We start from the raw sequence: 17,745 nt of genomic DNA, 5'->3' as shown, positions 1-17,745 counted from the left end.
GCCCTTGGCCACTCTTGCGTGCGCATGGCAAAAGCGACCGCAGCCTGCGCCCTGGCGATTCACAGGCCAGCCACCGGCACTTGCTATGCTCGCGGCAATTTTCGTTTTCTATCTCCCATGGTTTCGACTGCTGCTCTCATCATTCCGCTGCTGGCGCTCTGGCTCTGGTGGCCTGTTGCCGGACTCAACGGCACCTCTCGTCTCACTCGCCTGATCGCCGTCTTGCTTACCGCCTCGCTAGGCATTGCTCCGGCTTTGCTGCTCAAAGCGGTGCAGACCAACGCCCTGCCCTACACCCTGATTGCCCGCCTGCAAGTGCCAGGGGGCTGGATTCTCTCTACACTGCTGATGCTGGCGGTATTCGTGGTGCTGCGCGATCTGCTGTGGCTGCTCGCCCAGCTCACCGGGCACCGCAGCATCGCGCAGATACTGCATATTCCTGCCATCACCATGGGAGCAGTCATCGCCACGGCTGGCCTGAGCGCCATCGGCGTTTTCAATGCCCTGCAGCCTCCCCGAGTGCACGAGCAGACGCTGGCCGTCAGAAGCCTGCCACCGGCGCTGGAGGGCCTGCGCATTGCCGTGCTGGCCGACCTGCATGCCAGCCCCGTGAACAACGCTCAGTACATCAACACCATTGTCGAACGCACCCTGGCTGCTGCGCCGGATCTCATCGTGCTGCCCGGTGACCTGGTTGACGGTGATGTCGCCACCAGCCGCGCCAGCGTGGCGCCCCTGGCAAAGCTTACAGCCCGCTATGGCGTCTGGGCCGCGCCGGGCAATCATGAGTACTACAGCGGCTACAACGCCTGGATGGAAGAGTTCCGCCGCCTTGGTCTGAATCTGCTGGAAAACCGCAGCCAGCTGCTGCAGATCAAGGGCAGCAAGCTGGCACTGTCCGGCATTGGTGACCCGGCCTATGGCCGCACCTCGCCCCACAACAGCGATCCCATGGCCCCCGAGGGCGTTCCTCCAGATGTGGACACGGTTGCCGCCCAGGCCCGCAAGGCCAAGGCACAGTTTCATATTCTTCTGGCCCACCAGCCCAAGTTCGCGCGTGACAACGCCGCCAAGGGCGTGAACCTGCAGATTTCAGGCCACACCCATGGCGGCCTGATTGCGGGCATGGATCGCTGGCTGGTTGCCCCTGTCAACAACGGCTTTGTGCGCGGCGAATACTCAATTGGCAACATGAAGCTGCTGGTCAGCAGTGGGGCAGGTCTGTGGGCAGGCTTTGCCGTGCGTCTGGGCGTTCCGCCTCGCATTGAAGTGCTGAATCTGACGGCGGAGAAGTAGCCAGAAACAGAGGAAGGGGCAAAGAGTACGTCTGCAGGCCACTGTTCCTGTCCCTGTCCTCCCCCCAGACCCTGCCAGCCGCCCCGCAGGTCTTGGGATTGGCAGAAATCTGACAGTCTGATAGGTTCAAATTCTTTTCAAAATGATGGACTGCAAGCCGTCATTCATTTCATTTTTTTTCTTCAAATCATTGACCCCACTGAATTTTTTTATCTTTCAGGCAAATAGGCAGCCGAGGATTTTTTTACAGACTCGCTCCAATCTGACAGAACCCTGTCGCAACTTCCTCTCATCCGGCAAACCAAGACGACGCTTTCAGCAGTCCGTCGGCAATGCGCCGCTAAGATACAAAAAAATTTCCGAAGGCGCTCAGGGTTTCAGCACGCGATGCCAACCGTGACGCAGACCTGCAAATTCAGGCGTCGTCGACATACTCATCATGCCGGCAGCCATAGCCCGCAAATTCTTTAGCCATTGCAGACAATGAATTGCTCCCAATGCAGCCATCCGCTGCCACCCAATACCAAGTTCTGCAAAAACTGCGGCACCAGGCAGGAAACTGAGCCTGCGGTTTTCGCCTTGGAAAAATCCTGCAGCCAGTGCGGTGCGGCCTGCAAGCCAGATGCCCGCTTTTGCACCCAGTGCGGCCTGACCTTCACCCCCACTTCTGCCACCTCTGCTGCCGCAGAGTCCATGGCGCCGCCAAGCATCGAGCCCATTGAACCCTTTCAACCCGTTGTAGCACCGCAAGCGCGGCAGCCCGAGTACCGGGAGGCTCCCGCGTTCCAACCCGTCAGTGCAAGCGCACCGGCTTTGCCAGCAGAGCCCACTGCCAGCAGCAATGGCTGGATCAAGTGGGCGCTACTGGCAATGGTCATTGTGGCCATCATTGCTGGAATACAGATGGCTAGCAGCATGAAGAGCATGGCCGTCTCGGGCAAGAACTCTTCCGCCTCAACAGCTGCCGACAAGGACTCCGTTTCAGCCGAAGACAAGGCCAGGGCCGACGCACTGGTCGGCCCTCAAAGCGGTACGGCCTCTGCAGCCTCTATAACCCCTGCACAGCCTGACAGCAGCGCCCCTGCATCACAGGCGCAGACTGAGAGCCTAAACCAGGCCAACACCAGCGCGGCATCGACTGGCTTGGCCATTGAAGACGCCGCTAGTGCTTCCAATACTGCAGCAGTGCCAGCCCTCTCTTCCAGCACGGCACAGACCGCTTCGCCAGCACCCGTGAAAGCCGCAAGACCTGCACCACCCAGAATTGAGCCCCCTGCCAGGAATGCTGGCCCTTCCCTGGATGACCTGCTGGATTGAAAAGAATGAAAAATCTCAAACTCACCCTCGTGGCCTGTGCCGCCATCCTGCTCAGCGGCTGCGCTACTTTGCAAGACGCCTCCAACTCGCTGAGCTGCATGCTCTCGCGGGTCACCAACTCGGCAGACCCCAGTTGCCAAGCCAGCAGCAATGCGCCCGCCACTGCCGTCTCCGGCGGTCAGGCTGAGCGCTTCAGCCGCCTGCAAGCCGCTCTGGACCAGGAAACCCAGCAAGCGCAAAGCCTCCAAGCGCAGGCCATACAGGCCATGCAAAAGCTCCCCGTCAAGCAACGTGCAGTGGCCGGGCCCGTGCAAACCAAGACCGTCTCCATTACCGACGGGCAGTCCGGTCAAACCCATCAGATGCGGGCTTTTTCCGCCCTGACGGTGGAGATGCCTCTGGCAGCCAAGGGGCGCAAAGAATACACCCAGGCCATGAACCTGCTCAAGGAGCTGGCCAACGAACTGGCCGACAACCGAGGGGCTTCCAGCATTGTGGTCACGCAGTCGGCTGAAGACGTCAAGGCCGGGCGCGTGAACACCGCCACTGGCACCACGCAGTCCAAGGGCGGCAAGCCTGTGACGGTCATCAAGAAAGTCGACTCCCTGCTGCCCGTCGGCACAGAGCGCTACACCATAGAAGCTGGCGAAATTCGCGGCAAGCTTTAATCCACGCCAAGGCCAGCAAGCTGGCTTGCCAGCCGCCACGCCATCCACCTGACAGGACAAACAATGAACAAGCAATCCCTGGGAGAGATTCGTTTTGCCACCCTCGCCAGAGCCGCCGAAGGGCTGACGCAATGGAGGCCTTTGCTATTGGGCTTTCTGACGTTGCTGGTGACGGGAGCCCTTGTGGTCTTCAGCACCTGGCTGGCAGTCAAAGCTGGCATCTTCTTGTACCTCATCGGCATGCTGGCGGCCATGGTCGCTTTGCTGGCGGGCTCATCCGGAGTCGGCATCATGCTCATGGACAAGGCCAGAAACGAGCCCGTGCGCTCGTTCTCTGCTGCTGCGTCAGCAGGCCTGCTGTGCCTGCCCAAATTCTTGCTCGTCGGCTTGGTGATTTTTGTCGCCACCCTGGCCTATAGCCTGCTCGCTGCCGTCATCTACTTTGTCTGCAAGATTCCCTTCATCGGCGGCATTCTGGCCTTTGTGGCCCACCCCATTTTGGTACTGGTGGCTGCTGCCCTGCTGATTACCCTAATCTGGGTCATCGGCCCGCTGATGGGGCCTGCGCTGTGGAGCGGCCTGTCCGTCAAGGCCACTTTGGCCAATGTGCTGAGCATTGCCCGCCAGCGGCTGCTGGAAGTCGTGCTGATGGAAGTCGTGCTCTACGTCATTCTGGGCCTGATCAGCATCATGCTGTTTGCCGGCTTGGTGCCCGCCACCGCTTACCTGACCAGTCTTGCGCTGAGCATCACTGGCGACATCAACGCCATGGCCGGCATGTTCATGGGCGGCGGCTACTACGGCCGTGGCTACGGCGGTGGCTTCAGCCCTATGGGCATGATGAGCAACGGCTCTAGCACTGGCATTTTTGCAGGCCTTGGCGTGCTGTACTGCGTGATTGGCGCCCTGCTGGCCCAGGTGGCCATCATGGGTATGAACCTGATCTACCTGCAGGCCCGCGAGAGCGTGAACCCGGACGATGCCGAAGATGCGCTCGACAGCCTGATTGGCGATGTGCGCAAGAAGGCCGAGGAAGCCAAGGCCCAGACCATGGCAGCCGCAGAGCGCACCATGGCCGCTGCAGAGCGTGCCAAGCAGGCGGCCTCCCAGCGTCTGCAAGAAGCCACGGCCAAAGACGCGTCACCTGCATCCGAAAACACAAGCGCTGCCCCCACCCACAGCGCAGGCTCTGCCGCTGTAGCCGCTACGGCGGCGGGCATGGCTGCGGCCTCCGAGAGCACTCAACAGCACTCCGTCAAGTCGGATGCAGATGCGGATGCCGCACAGCAGGCCCAGGCTCTGGCGCGCCAGGCGGCAGAGGAGGAAGCTGCACGCCAGCGCACCGAAGCCGAAGTGGCTCGCGTACGTGCCGAGGCCGAGGCTGCTCGCCAGAAGGCGCAAGCAGAAGCGGCGCAGGCAGCCGAAGAGGAACGCCTTCGCGCCGAAGCCCAAGCAGCTGCAGCAGAGCAAGCCGCTGCTCAAAAAGCGGCCGAGGAACGTGCAGCAGCGCAAGCTGCCGAAGCTGAGCGCCTCAAGGCCGAAGCCGATGCGGCCCAAGCGCAGCGCAAAGCAGAAGCAGAAGCCGTTACCCCTCACTGCCCTTCCTGCAAGGCAGAGGTTTCCACCTCCGACATGTTCTGCGGTGAATGTGGCCACAAGCTCAAATAAAAAAGAGAGCAGTCACCGCTTTACCCATATGGGCTAAGGCCAAAATCATGACAAAAAGGGGCGTCTGCCCCTTTTTTCATCACCGCTCAGATCTCCCTAGCTTGAGCTTTGCCTGCACTTCCCCTGTACTTCGCGGCACCTGTGCAGCCTTTTGCCGCTGCCGCGCGCAACACAGCCGACTGAACCCGCGTTCCCCCACGCTGCATGCACTGTTAGGTTTGTCTCGCCCTGTCGATACGAGGCTTCTGCTGCCGTTTCCAGGTTCTGCGGTGGTTTGAGCCCAAGCGGCTTTTAATGCAGTCTCAATGTGAATGCAGCAAGATGTGGTCTGCCCGTGGGCAGACATACCGATCTTGAGATTTATGACACCCGACAACCACACACAACAACGTCGCAATATGGGTCTGCTGGTGGCGGCCCAGTCGCTGGGCGGAGCGTCGCCGCCCATCATCATCTCGCTGGGCGGCCTGGTCGGGCAGCAGTTGTCCACCAACCCCACCGCATCCACCTTGCCTGTGAGCATCTACCAGCTGGGGCTGGCGCTTTCCACGCTGCCCGCCGCCTGGATCATGAACCGCATGGGCAGCCGTGCCGCCTATGTGCTGGGCGCGATACTGGGCGTGATCTCCGGCGTGGTCGCTGCGCAAGGCATTGCGCATGGCAACTTCATCACCTTCTGCATCGGCACGGCGCTGGCAGGTTTTTATGCGGCCTGCGTGCAGAGCTACCGCTTTGCCGCCACCGACATGGTGCCCAGCGACGAGCAGGCCAAGGCGATTTCACGCGTCATGATTGGCGGGTTGATTGCTGCCATCATCGGCCCGCAGGTGGTGATATGGACACGCGATGCCCTTCCCGCCACACCGTTTGCGGGCAGTTTCTACAGCCAGGCCGTGCTGGCACTGCTGGCGCTGCCGCTGCTGATAGGGCTGCGCCTGCCGCCGCCCCAGGCCAAGAGCGCAGCGGCCGGTGATGCACGACGACTGGGCGAAATCGCCCGCACGCCGCAATTCATCGTGGCCTGCGCAGCCGGTGTGGTCAGCTATGGTTTGATGGCGTTTTTGATGACCGCTGCGCCCATGGCTATGGTGGGCTGCGGACACAGCGTGGGCGAGGCCGCCATGGGCATTCAGTGGCATGTGCTGGCCATGTTTGTGCCCAGCTTTTTTACCGGCAAGCTGATTGCCCGCTTTGGCAAGCGCCCCATCACAGCCCTGGGTCTGATCATGATTGGCGCGGCCGGTGCCCTGGCCTTGATGGGCCTGGACATCTTCCACTTCTGGGGCTCTCTGATCCTGCTGGGCGTAGGCTGGAACTTCGGCTTTATCGGCGCAACGGCGCTGCTGACCGAGTGCTATCGCCCCTCGGAGCGCGCCAAGGTACAGGCGCTCAATGACTTTCTGGTGTTTGGCACCGTGGCCGTGGCCTCTTTTGGCTCGGGCCAGTTGCTGCACAGCGCGGGCTGGAACGGCATCAACATCGGCATGCTGCCGCTGGTGGCCAGCGTGTTGATCTTGCTAGGCCTGCAAGCGCGCAACAGCCCATCTCACGCTAAATAAAACCGTAGCTGCGAGCGCAGGATGGGCAAGGGCTCAAGGCCAATTAGGCCTTTATTTCCTATTCAGCCCTGCGCCGGCCCAGCCACAGCACGGCCAGCCAGGTGCTTAGTCCCATGCAGGCCAGCCACGCCAGATGCGGCAAGCCTGCCGCCAAGGGCGCACCCAGCTGGTTAAAGCGCAGCGAAGCCTGTATGCCCGCTGTGCTGGGCGAGATCCAGCGCAGCCACTGCAGCGGCTCGGGCAAGGCCTCCACAGGCCAGGTAAAGCCGCCCAGGAATGCCAGCGGAATCGAGGTAAAAAGCACGACCTGCAAGGCCCTTTCCCGTTCTGCCAGCCACCAGCCCAGCAAGCAGGCGCAGCCCACTACCGCAGGCACAAAGCAGGCCAGCATTGCCAGGGCGCCCAATGGGTTGCCGCCATGCGGAAAATCCTGCCAGATGAAGATCCAGCCAAAATAAAGCAGCCCCGCCAGCCAGCCGGGCACGCACAGCGCCAGCATGCGCGCCAGCCATTGCCGCGAGCCGACACGGTGCTGACTTTGCTCGCGCCAGGTTCCCACCAGCATGGCGCTGCCCATGAGCAACGTCTGCTGCAGGATCAGCACGGCCACGGCCGCCACCACAAAGCTCCCATAGCCTTCGGTCGGGTTGAACAAAGCCACCGCTTGTACATTGACCGGAGAGCGGCTGATGGCGGCCTGCGGGGCGCTTTGCCCACCCGCTTGCAAGCGTTTGATCTCCACACCCGCCGACACCGTGCCAAAGGCTTCGGCAAAACCGTATTGCACCTGTTTGCTGACCAGCGGATAAGCGCCATTGGCATAAACGGGAACGACCACGTTCGAGCGCCGGATTACATCGCGCTTGAGATCTCTGGGCAGCAGCGCATAGCCCATGACCTCCCCGCGCAGCACCGCTGCACGCGCCTCGCCTTCATCGGCTGTGACCAGTTGCGGATCGATGCGCGGGCTGGCCTGGGCAAAGCGCAGCATCTGCCGCGCAAGGCTGGAGTTGTCCTGCACCACCACCGCCACAGGCACACGCTGCACCACTTCCTGGCTATAGAACCAGGGGTAAAAAAAACCATAAAGCACGGGTGCGCCAAACAGCAGCAGTACCGCCCCCTTGTCACGCAATATGCCGGCCAGACTGGCCATCCACAAACGCCAGAAGCTGGCTGCAGATGAGGGTGTCATGACTCAGCGCCCTCCCCACTTCTCAGGCCGCTTGAGGCCGCGCAGCAAACCCATGCTGGACACGGCCAGCAGCACCAGGGTGGCCAGCAGCAGGCCACATACCACGGGCAAGCTTTGTGCCACGGGCGCGCCCATCTGCCACTGCTCCAGCTGCAGTCTGGCGTAATGCGTGTAAGGCATGGACAAGGCCCAGCCGCGTGCGCTGTCCGTCATGGCCAGCAGCGGAAAACCCACGCCACTGAAGGCAAACGCCGGAGCCGACAACAGCCCCGCGCCAGACAGCGCCGTGCGCAGCGACAGCGTGATGGCCGCCAGCGCCGCGCCTGCGGCCAGGCTCAGCACCACCAGCGCAGCCAGCCCCACCGCAATCCAGGCCATGCTGCCCGCCACGGCCCAGCCCCGCAGTTGCGCCAGATACAAAAGCGCTGCCATGCCACAGCCCCACAGAAAAACGGCGGGCAGCAGCAGCTTGCCCACCAGGGCCGCTGCCGCATCAAAAAAGCCGGTGTACTCTCCCGCCGGGCTCAGCCACTGCCCCAGCGTGCGATCTCGCAGCTCACGCCCCACGGCCCAGGCGCCTGCCGTCATCGCCAGAATATGAATCAAGGCTGGCACCAAGGTTGCGGCCAGAAATTGCTCGTAATTGGTGGAGACATTGAACAGCGCCAGCAACTGGGTCTTGATCGGCTCCATCTGCACCTGCAGCGCCTGATGGGGCGATCCACGCTTGGCGGCGGCCTGCATCTCCACACCGGCAGACAAGGTGCCCACCACCTGCTTCAAGTCCCGCTGCAGCAAGCTTGAAGCTGTGGCCAGTTGCGCGTTGTGCAGCAAGGTCACTGCGCCGCCACGGCCTTGCTTCACATGGGTTTCCAGATCGGGCGGGATATGCACCACGCCATAGACATCCATGCGCTGCAGAGCGTCGGCGGCTTCGCCGCGGTTGAGCACCGTCTGACGCACCTCCAGCCCTGGCGTGGCCTTCAGCATGCGCACCAGCTGGCGCGAAATTGCGGAATGGTCTTCGTTCCAGACTGCAATCGGCAAACGGTAGGGCTGACCTGCCGAAAAAATCCAGCACATCAAGGCCAGCGCCAGCAAGGGCACCCAGCTGACCATGGCCATATCCCAGGGGCTGGCCCTGAGCCTTGCCCATTCGCGGCGCAGGCTGGCGGCAAAAACGCTCACGCGCCCGCCCCGCCAAAGCTTTCGACAATCACGCTCATGCCCGGGCGCGCGCCATCAATGGGCTGCACCGGTCTGGCTTTCACTTCAAACGTGCGGGCATCAAAGCCCTGGCTGCCACGCGTGGTACGCCATGTCGCAAAGTCCGGCAGCACGCCGAGGAAGTACACCTCGAACTCGGCCTCGCGATTGTCAAGTGCGGGCAAGCGTCCCTGGAAGCGGCTCTTCATCGCAAAGCGCTGCAACTGATCTTCACGCACATTGAGCACCACCCACTGGTTCTTCAGATCCACCACGGTGACCACTGCAACGCCCTGCGGTGACAGCTCGCCTTGCTTGGCCAGCACATTGGCCACCTCGCCGCCGACGGGGCTGCGCAACTGAGTCTCGGCCTCGGCGGCCTTGACTTCGGCCACGACGCCATCGACCTGACGGGCTTGCGCTGCGGCAGCGCTCTTGTCTTCGCTGCGTGCACCGCTGGCGGCCATATCGGCCTGCGCCTTGGCGGCACGCGCCTGGGCGTCCGATGCACGCCAGTTGGTATAAGCCTCGTCACGCTTCTGGGCAGAAACCAGGCCCTGATTGAACAGGCTTTGCACGCGGTCATACGAGGTCTTGGCCAGATCGGCCGCCGCCTGGGCACGCTGCCAGCTCAGGCGTGCCATCTGCACTTCCTCGGGTCGGGCACCGTTGCTGGCCTTGTCGGCAACCGCCTGGGCCGCATCACGCGCAGCCTGCGCCTGGACCAGCTTGGCCTGTACCTCTGGGCTGTCCATTTCCACCAGCAAATCACCGGGTTGGATGATCTGGCCTTCGGTCACATGTACCTTGGAGATGCGCGCCGTGACCTTGGGAGCGATATCGGACTCACGCGCCTCCATCTGCCCCTGAAAATACGGTGCTGGGGGCTGGGATGCGCGCCAAAAGCCCCAAACAATAAAGATCAGTACGGCAACTGCCACCAAAGCGCCCACCACGGGCAGCCTCTTGGCTTTCGCATTGGCTTGAGGTGCAGGTGAAGGGGTTGGGGTCTGATGAGGTGCGGGGGTATTCATGGAGCGTCTGTGGTGATCTGGATATCGGAGCGGGCCATATAGCGGCTGAACTCATCGCTTTGCCCGGTGCTCTCCAGCAAGGCGGCCAGGGCTTGTACATACTGATTGGCGGTCGCTGCGCGTTCGGTCTGCACCTTGGCCAGATTGAGCTGGGCATCAATCAGGTCCAGCGCCGTGCTGGCACCTTCCTTGAGTCCGGCCTGGCGCAGCCTGAGCAGCTCGCGCGCCAGATTTTCCTGCGCCTGCCCTGCAAGGTACTGGGTGCGAGACTGCTCCACGGCCAGCCAGTTTTTCTCGACCAGCAGCGCGATGTCGGAACGCACCTGGGCATCGGTCAGCTCGGCTTGCTCCACCTTGCGCTGACCTGCGGCCGAGAGCTTGTCGCGGTCAATGCTGTCCCACAGCGTCCAGCGCACAGCCACACCGGCCACCCAGCTGGGCTTGCCCGAGGTATTGACCTCGCGCATGCCAAAGGCCAGCACCTGGGGCTTGCGCAGCGCCTGACTGGCATCGTGCAGCGACTCGGCCTGGCGGCGCTTGGCCGCCACCTTGCTTAAGCCCGGATGATGGGCTTGGGCGGCATCCTGAAACTGCAGCAGCGGCGGCAAAGCTTCGCTGCTGACAAACAGAGGTGAGCTGGGGCGCACGCCCCCCACCGCATGCACGGTGCGCTGCAGTGCACTGCGGGCCAGCCTTGCTTCGTCATCGGCTTTGAGGGACTGCTGCTGGGCATCTGCCAGCGCAGCGCTGGCCTGCAGACGCTCCACCTGGGCAATGACGCCGGCCTTGAGCATGCGCTGGGCCGCATCGTCATGGGCCCGCACGCCTTCCAGAGCACGGCGGCGTAAAGCTGCGGCCCGCTCGGCCAGTTGCGCCGTGAAGTAGCGCTGCACCAGCAGCGTATTGAGCTGATCGGCGCTGCTGGCCGCATCGGCCACGGCCTCATCCGTCATGGCATCGAGCTCGCCGCGCACCGCATCGCCCAAGCCGCCCATGTAAACCGGCCAAACGGCAGACAGGCTGGCCGATGCCACATTGTTCTTGCGCTGCAAATCGTAGTTGGCAGGCAAGCTGGGTAGCTGTGCCACCGCACCGCCAAGCTGCGGCGGCAAATAGGAAACTCCACTGCCCAGCGCCCGCTTGGCGGGGTCCAGGTCCAGATCGACATTGGCCGAATAGCGGTAACCCATGCCGGTGACCGCCACCGACGGCCCGCCCAGTCCCTCCATACCCTCGCGGCGCAAACGGGCACTTTCTATCGCCTTGCCCGATGCAGCCAGTTGCTCGGAGCGTTCCATCAGCGCGGCGCGGGCTTGCTCAAAGCTCATGAGCTGGGCCGCTGCAGCCTTCTGCGTCTGCGTCTGTGCCTGCGCAGACAGCACCGAGCCAGTCATCAGCAAACTCAAGGTCAGGGGAAAGCAGCGGATATACATAAAGAAATGGCAACAGCCTCGTGAATCATCGAAAAAAGTGAAAAACCATGGGTAAGGCGAGATGGCGCCATCTGTCAGCAGCAACTCGCCCGGCTCTGTTCTTGCCCCCGTACTGCCAGAATCATATCCACGCCCTGCGGTGGCGCTGCATGCCAGAGCGGTGATCTTCCATATTGCTATCAATTAAGAAGCATGTTGCGGCTGCCGAATAATGATTTCAAATATATTTTGATTTGAAAGACCTGTTTATCAAGCGCTTGCAGCTATTTTTTTGAAAGCATCGCAACATCTGCACCACATACTGCGCGATCTGCGTGCATTAATCCTTTCTCCAAGCGGCTGAGCAGCGCAAGTAGCCGCTACACTTTGCGCCACTGGCCTGCGTCTTCCTGAGCTTTGGAACGCGGGCCTTTTTTCCCACTACTTCGAGGTTTTCGCGCAACGCCATGTCCACCGTTTTCAATTTCACCTTTGTCCCCTGGTTCCGGTCTGTGGCCCCCTACATCCACAAGTTCCGACACCAGACCTTTGTGGTGGGCCTGACCGGTGAAGCCATTGAAGCCGGCAAGCTCGGCTCCATCGTGCAGGACCTCGCCATGATTCAGGCCATGGGTGTGCAAATCGTGCTGGTGCACGGCTTTCGCCCCCAGGTCAACGAGCAGCTGCGCCTCAAGGGCCAGGAGCCGTGCTACTACAACGGCATGCGCGTGACGGACTCTGTCGCCCTGGACTGCGCCCAGGAGGCCGCCGGCCAGCTGCGTTACGAGATCGAAGCGGCCTTCAGCCAGGGCCTGCCCAACACACCCATGGCTGGCGCACGCGTGCGCGTGATCTCGGGCAACTTCCTCACGGCCCGACCCGTAGGCATTGTGGACGGCGTGGACTTCATGCACTCGGGCCAGGTCCGCAAAGTGGACGTAGAAGGCATTCGCAGTGCGCTTGACTCCGAAGCCATGGTGCTGGTCTCGCCCTTTGGTTTTTCGCCCACGGGCGAAGCCTTCAATCTGAGCATGGAAGAAGTCGCGACCCGCGTGGCCATCGAGCTCAAGGCCGACAAGCTGCTGTTCCTCACTGAAGTGCCCGGCATCCGCATGGATCCGGATGCTCCCGCCGACGAAAACAACCCCATAGACACCGAGCTGCCACTGGACGCTGCGCGCCGCTTGCTGGCCCAGTTGCCGCCCGCCCAGGTGCCCACCGACGTGGGCTTTTACCTGCAGCACTGCGTGCGCGCCTGCGAGCATGGCGTGGAGCGCAGCCACATCCTGCCGTTTTCCACCGACGGCGCGCTGCTGCTGGAGATCTATGTGCACGACGGCATAGGCACCATGGTCATCGACGAAAAGCTCGAAGAGCTGCGCGAGGCCACGATCGATGACGTGGGCGGCATCATCCAGCTGATCGAACCCTTCGAGCGCGACGGCACCCTGGTCAAGCGCGACCGCACCGAAATCGAGCGCGATATCTCCAGCTACACCGTGATTGAGCACGACGGCGTGATCTTCGGCTGCGCGGCCCTGCACCCCTATCTCGAAGCCAAGACCGCCGAAATGGCGGCCGTCACCGTCTCGCCCAAGAGCCAAGGCACGGGCGACGGCGAAAAACTGCTCAAGCGCATCGAACAACGCGCCCGTGCCCTGGGCTGCGAGACCATGTTTGTGCTGACCACGCGCACCATGCATTGGTTCATCAAACGCGGCTTTCAGCCTGTATCGCCCGACTGGCTACCCGAAGCCAAGAAAGCCAAATACAACACCAGCCGCAAGAGCCAGGTGCTGGTCAAGAAGCTGTAATTCCGCCTGATCCATCAAAATAGCTGCAGCGCTTATCAGTCAAGCGGTTGCAGCTATTTTTTGAGATGAATGATCTCCACAAATGCTTGAGGTGAGCAACACTGATCGAGCTCTGCCAGTCACCAGCTTTACCCTCTCAAATTGCTCGCGGTGTTGTCCTCAGATCAAGCAAAGAGTGCTAGGCTCACGCCGCCAGCTTCAACTTCAGCCCAAAGACACATAACTTTGCGGAAGTATTCGCCTGCCCCATCCAGATGAGCAGCTCGAAAAGCGAGGGCATTTGACGCAGCAAACGTCTTCAAAGCCTGGAGCATTCATGTCTCCAGCACTTGACCAGCATTTTGCTGCAGTGATGGATCTTTCTGAGTGCAGTGTCTTGACCCCCACACCTACCTCCATTGACTTTTCTGCGTCGCCTGGCAAGAGCATTGCCTGGCCTGCGCTGTCTACCCTCGCCTTCATTGCCCTGTTTTTTATCGTTCTGGGACACGACGGTAAACGCGTTGCACAACTGCTAACCCTCATGCTGCCGGTGTTCATCTGGCTTGCCTGGACTGTGCGCAGTCCCGTCTGGCAAAAGGCCAGGCGTGTGCTGGCTTTTTTCTGGGTCATGCTCTTCGCCTTGGACGGCTCCATCCGCGCCTATTTGATGGACCTGTACCAGTCGGCACCGGAAGGATCGATGGTGATAGGCGCAATAGCCAACACCAACTGGCGAGAGAGCTCCGAATATCTACTGATGCACTGGCGCAGTGTCATGCTGATCCTGGGCGGCCTGAGCCTGCTCGCTTTGCTGGTGTGGCACCTCACGGGGCGAGTCGCCTTGAGTGCCATGCACAAGAGCCGCAGGCTTGCGGTGCTGTCTCTCATCGTTGCCCTTGTATGTGCGCTGGCCTATTCCAGCAAACCTTGGCGCAGGCTGCACCCTGTCATTTTCTGGACGCAATGGGCGCACTCGACTCAGGCTCTGAAGGCCAGTCTGGGTGATCAGCAAGAGGAACGTGCAAGACTGCTGGAGCATGCCATTCAGGCCAATCCTCTGCTCGAGGATGCAGGGCCATCCACCGTCGTGCTGGTCCTCAGCGAGAGCATTAACCGGGACAACCTGTCGCTCTATGGCTATGAAAGGCAGACAACACCCCGGCTTCAAGCGCATCAGAGGGCTTCAGGGCCTCAGATGACCGTGCTGCGCAATGCGTGGTCTGTAGATGCCAGCACCTTGCCTGCAGTGCGCAACTTATTTGGCTTCGGAGCCCCGGACTCGCCTGAGTCCCATCACCTGCTCGCGCTTGCGCGAGCATCGGGCTACAAGACCTGGTGGATCAGCAACCACGACGATGTAGGGATCGAACAGCAGCACGCTAGGCTTGCAGACACGGTGCAGATCGTGAACCGCACTCCCGGACGCTCCACGGTGTCTCTGGATGGAGAAATGCTGGATGAGCTGAAAACAGCTCTTGACGCACCTTCCGAGCGCAAATTCATTGTGGTTCACATGTTGGGCGCCCATCCCCATTACAGCCTGCGCTACCCCAAGGGCCAAAACCCTTTCGATGATGAAGTTGATGCGATCGATGCATCGCTAAAGCACAAGGGCTCGCCCTTGTGGGTGCGCCAGCAACGCCAAGAATATGATGCTGCGCTGCTCTATCACGACCATGTGGTGGCGGAAATGCTGCACCTCACACAATCGGTCGCCTCAGGCAAAGGCAAGGTGGCCTGGATGTATCTTTCCGATCATGGTCAAGAGGTCGGGCATGAGCGCAATCATGCAGGGCACAGCAAAAACACCGAAGCCGGTTACCGAATTCCCGCAATCATTTGGCGGGCGACGCCTTCGGACAAACTGCCCGAGGACATCTCGGAAAGGCCATTCCGTTCAGACTGGGCGGCCTGGACTGTGGCTGACCTGCTCGATATCCGCTGGAGCAATCAGTCCCTGGAGCGCAATGTCTTAAGCCAAGCCTATCAATGGGAAGAGCCACGCCTGCCAATGCCTGTGAAATCATTCACACAGTGAGATAGCCCCAAGGCTAGGGCTAGCTTTGATCTCCAGAAAGCCGGCCCAAGGTTGCGCTGTATCACTGCACCCAACTCTCATCTGCGCTACAAAGCCCATATGAACGTTGTATGAGGCATGCCATGACCCATCTCTCTCCCCAAGCCATCAGCCAGGACGTCTTGGCCGAGAAATACCTGGCCGCTGGCGAGCAGTCCGATCAAGACCTGTTTGAGCGCGTCGCCAAGGCGCTGGCCGCCGTTGAAAAGCCTGAACTGCAAGCACACTGGCAGCAGCAGTTTCTGCACAATCTGCAGCGCGGCGCGATTGGTGCGGGGCGCATCATGGCCGCCGCCGGGCTGGATACCAAGGCCACGCTGATCAACTGCTTTGTGCAGCCCGTAGCCGACGCTACCAATGGCTTTGACGCCCAGGGCAACCCCGGCATCTACACCGCGCTGTCGCAAGCGGCCGAGACCATGCGGCGAGGCGGTGGGGTTGGCTACGACTTCTCCAACCTGCGCCCACGCGGCGCGCTGGTGCGAGGCACGAATTCGCACGCCTCGGGGCCCTGCTCCTTCATCGATGTGTTTGATGCATCGTGCACCACGGTGGAATCAGCCGGTGCGCGGCGCGGCGCCCAGATGGGTGTGCTGCGCATCGATCACCCCGATGTGCTGGAGTTCATCACCGCCAAGCGGCAAAAGGGCCGCTGGAACAACTTCAATGTCTCGGTGGGTGTGAGCAGCGCTTTCATGCAGGCCGTTAAAGACGATGCCGACTGGGATCTGGTGCATATCGCCAGCCCCAGCGATGCCCAGATTCAGGCCGGCGCCCATCGCCGCGAAGATGGGCTGTGGGTCTATCAAACCCTAGCTGCTCGCGCGCTGTGGGACAGCATCATGCAGTCGGCCTATGACTTTGCCGAGCCCGGCATTCTGTTTCTCGACAACATCAACGCCGACAACAACCTCTGGTACGCCGAGCAGATTGCCGCCACCAACCCCTGCGGTGAGCAGCCACTGCCGCCCTACGGCTGCTGCGACCTGGGGCCGATCATCCTCACGCGCTTTGTGCGTGAGCCGTTTACGCCCCAGGCTTTCTTCGATCTGGAGGCCTTTCGTGCCGCCGTCGCCGTTCAGGTGCGCATGCTGGACAATGTGCTGGATGCCACCGTCTGGCCACTGCCCGAGCAGCAAAATGAGGCCCGCCAAAAGCGCCGCATCGGCGTTGGTTTTACCGGGTTGGGCGACACTTTGATCCTGCTGGGCCTGCGCTACGCCAGCGATGAAGGTCTGAAGCAGGCTGAAACCATCGCCCGCACTATGCGCGACGCAGCCTATGCCGCCTCGGTCGAGCTGGCGCAGGAAAAAGGGGCTTTCCCGCTATTCAAGGCCAAGCAGTATCTGCAAAGCGGCTTTGCCAAGCGCCTGCCCAAGGACTTGCGCGCCGCCATCAAAAAGCATGGCCTGCGCAGCAGCCATCTGCTGTCGATTGCGCCCACGGGCACCGTGTCGCTGGCCTTTGCCGACAATGCATCGAACGGCATCGAGCCTGCTTTCTCTTGGACTTACACGCGTAAAAAGCGCACGGCAGACGGCGGCGAGCAGTTCTACACCGTGCAAGACCATGCGTATCGCCTCTACAAAGCTTTGCATGGCGACGATGCGCCGCTGCCCGACTATTTCGTCAGCGCGTTGGAGATGAGCGCCAGCGAGCATGTGGCCATGATGCGCTGCGTGCAGCCGTATATCGACACCTCGATCTCCAAGACCGTCAACATCCCGGTCGACTATCCGTTTGAGGATTTCAAGAAGCTCTATATGGAATGCTGGGAAGCAGGTCTGAAGGGCTGCGCCACCTATCGCCCCAACGACACGCTGGGCGCTGTGCTGTCGGTGGAATCTACGCAAAATCAGGCTCAAACGCAGGCTGACAAAGCGCTAGCAGCTATGCATTCAGGACTTGAAACCGTGATTGAGCGCCGCCCCGAAGGCCCGCTCAACGCTGTGGTGGACAAGATCGAATACTTCACCCACGACGGCGCAAGGCGGCTGTATCTGGTGGTGAGCTTCATGATCGTGGATGGAGTGGAGCGCCCCATCGAATTCTTTATGCCCGTGGGCCAGACGGGCGAGAGCCAGCAGTGGATCACCGCCACCATGCGCAGCCTGAGTCTGGCCGCACGCGGCGGCTTTCTGGACAAGGCGCTGGCCGACTTGCGCAAAGTTGCCTGGGACCGCGGCCCCATACGCTACGGCAGCATGGCGCGCGAAGACGGCAGCCGCATCCCGCTGTGGCATGACAGCGAAGTCGCCCTGCTGGCCTATGCGATTCAAAGCATCATCGCCAACCGGGGCCTGCCGCAGCCCGCACCGAGCACCAGTGCGTCGCCGGCTTCTCCTGCCGAGGTTCACATGCCGCTCAACGGCCATGTCAGCGGAAAGAAGTGCCCGGAGTGCGGCGCGCACGCCATGATCCGCAAGGACGGCTGTAACTTCTGCACGGCCTGCGGCCATGTGGGTGCGTGTGGATAGGACAAGGTCTTAGTCTTAAGCCATCACTTAATCACTTCAT

12 protein-coding genes are annotated in these 17,745 nt (G+C 61.4%); 8 read left to right on the top strand and 4 right to left on the bottom strand.

From position 1 onward, the window contains the following. Positions 1–117 precede the first annotated feature (117 nt). The 5 genes from AC2I9W_RS01270 to AC2I9W_RS01250 all read left to right on the top strand — a co-directional run bounded on the left by AC2I9W_RS01270 (position 118) and on the right by AC2I9W_RS01250 (position 6,508). Positions 118–1,296, top strand: a complete 1,179-nt coding sequence (locus AC2I9W_RS01270) for a metallophosphoesterase (protein WP_486408273.1) — start codon at positions 118–120, stop codon at positions 1,294–1,296. Positions 1,297–1,779: 483 nt separating this feature from the next. Next, positions 1,780–2,613 (top strand): zinc ribbon domain-containing protein, encoded by an 834-nt coding sequence (locus AC2I9W_RS01265; protein WP_486408272.1) that lies wholly within the window; start codon positions 1,780–1,782, stop codon positions 2,611–2,613. Between the two features lie 5 nt (positions 2,614–2,618). After that, the gene (locus AC2I9W_RS01260; protein ID WP_486408271.1) at positions 2,619–3,281 is read left to right on the top strand and encodes a hypothetical protein; all 663 of its coding nucleotides are present in this window, start codon (positions 2,619–2,621) and stop codon (positions 3,279–3,281) included. Between the two features lie 63 nt (positions 3,282–3,344). After that, positions 3,345–4,949, top strand: a complete 1,605-nt coding sequence (locus tag AC2I9W_RS01255; protein ID WP_486408270.1) for a zinc ribbon domain-containing protein — start codon at positions 3,345–3,347, stop codon at positions 4,947–4,949. A gap of 362 nt (positions 4,950–5,311) precedes the next feature. Continuing rightward, complete coding sequence (locus AC2I9W_RS01250; protein WP_486408269.1) at positions 5,312–6,508, top strand: MFS transporter; 1,197 nt, start codon at positions 5,312–5,314, stop codon at positions 6,506–6,508. Positions 6,509–6,566: 58 nt separating this feature from the next. Here AC2I9W_RS01250 and AC2I9W_RS01245 read toward each other — a convergent pair whose 3' ends face one another. The 4 genes from AC2I9W_RS01245 to AC2I9W_RS01230 are packed head-to-tail and all read right to left on the bottom strand — an operon-like array spanning position 6,567 to position 11,337. Continuing rightward, on the bottom strand, positions 6,567–7,664 hold the full coding sequence (locus tag AC2I9W_RS01245; protein WP_486408690.1) for an ABC transporter permease: 1,098 nt from the start codon (positions 7,662–7,664) through the stop codon (positions 6,567–6,569). 42 nt (positions 7,665–7,706) lie between these two features. Further along, positions 7,707–8,891, bottom strand: coding sequence for an ABC transporter permease (locus AC2I9W_RS01240; protein ID WP_486408268.1), 1,185 nt, complete (start codon positions 8,889–8,891; stop codon positions 7,707–7,709). Continuing rightward, the gene (locus tag AC2I9W_RS01235; protein WP_486408267.1) at positions 8,888–9,943 is read right to left on the bottom strand and encodes an HlyD family secretion protein; all 1,056 of its coding nucleotides are present in this window, start codon (positions 9,941–9,943) and stop codon (positions 8,888–8,890) included. The genes AC2I9W_RS01240 and AC2I9W_RS01235 overlap by 4 nt, the downstream gene beginning before the upstream one ends. Continuing rightward, the gene (locus tag AC2I9W_RS01230) at positions 9,940–11,337 is read right to left on the bottom strand and encodes a TolC family protein (RefSeq protein WP_486408266.1); all 1,398 of its coding nucleotides are present in this window, start codon (positions 11,335–11,337) and stop codon (positions 9,940–9,942) included. Before AC2I9W_RS01230 ends, AC2I9W_RS01235 begins: the two co-directional genes overlap by 4 nt. Before the next feature lie 485 nt (positions 11,338–11,822). Between AC2I9W_RS01230 and argA the strand changes: the two genes are divergently transcribed. From argA to AC2I9W_RS01215, 3 genes are all read left to right on the top strand, one after another. Further along, positions 11,823–13,169 (top strand): amino-acid N-acetyltransferase, encoded by a 1,347-nt coding sequence (gene argA, locus AC2I9W_RS01225; RefSeq protein ID WP_486408265.1) that lies wholly within the window; start codon positions 11,823–11,825, stop codon positions 13,167–13,169. Between the two features lie 316 nt (positions 13,170–13,485). Further along, entirely contained in the window at positions 13,486–15,189 is a 1,704-nt protein-coding gene (locus tag AC2I9W_RS01220) for a phosphoethanolamine transferase (protein ID WP_486408264.1), read from the top strand. A gap of 122 nt (positions 15,190–15,311) precedes the next feature. Beyond that, entirely contained in the window at positions 15,312–17,705 is a 2,394-nt protein-coding gene (locus tag AC2I9W_RS01215) for an adenosylcobalamin-dependent ribonucleoside-diphosphate reductase (RefSeq protein WP_486408263.1), read from the top strand. Positions 17,706–17,745 lie beyond the last annotated feature (40 nt).

The sequence above is a fragment of the Comamonas sp. FUJ_7 genome (genome assembly GCF_057369555.1).
Note: the sequence above shows the minus strand (reverse complement) of the source record. Positions and strands in the feature narration are given on the sequence as shown.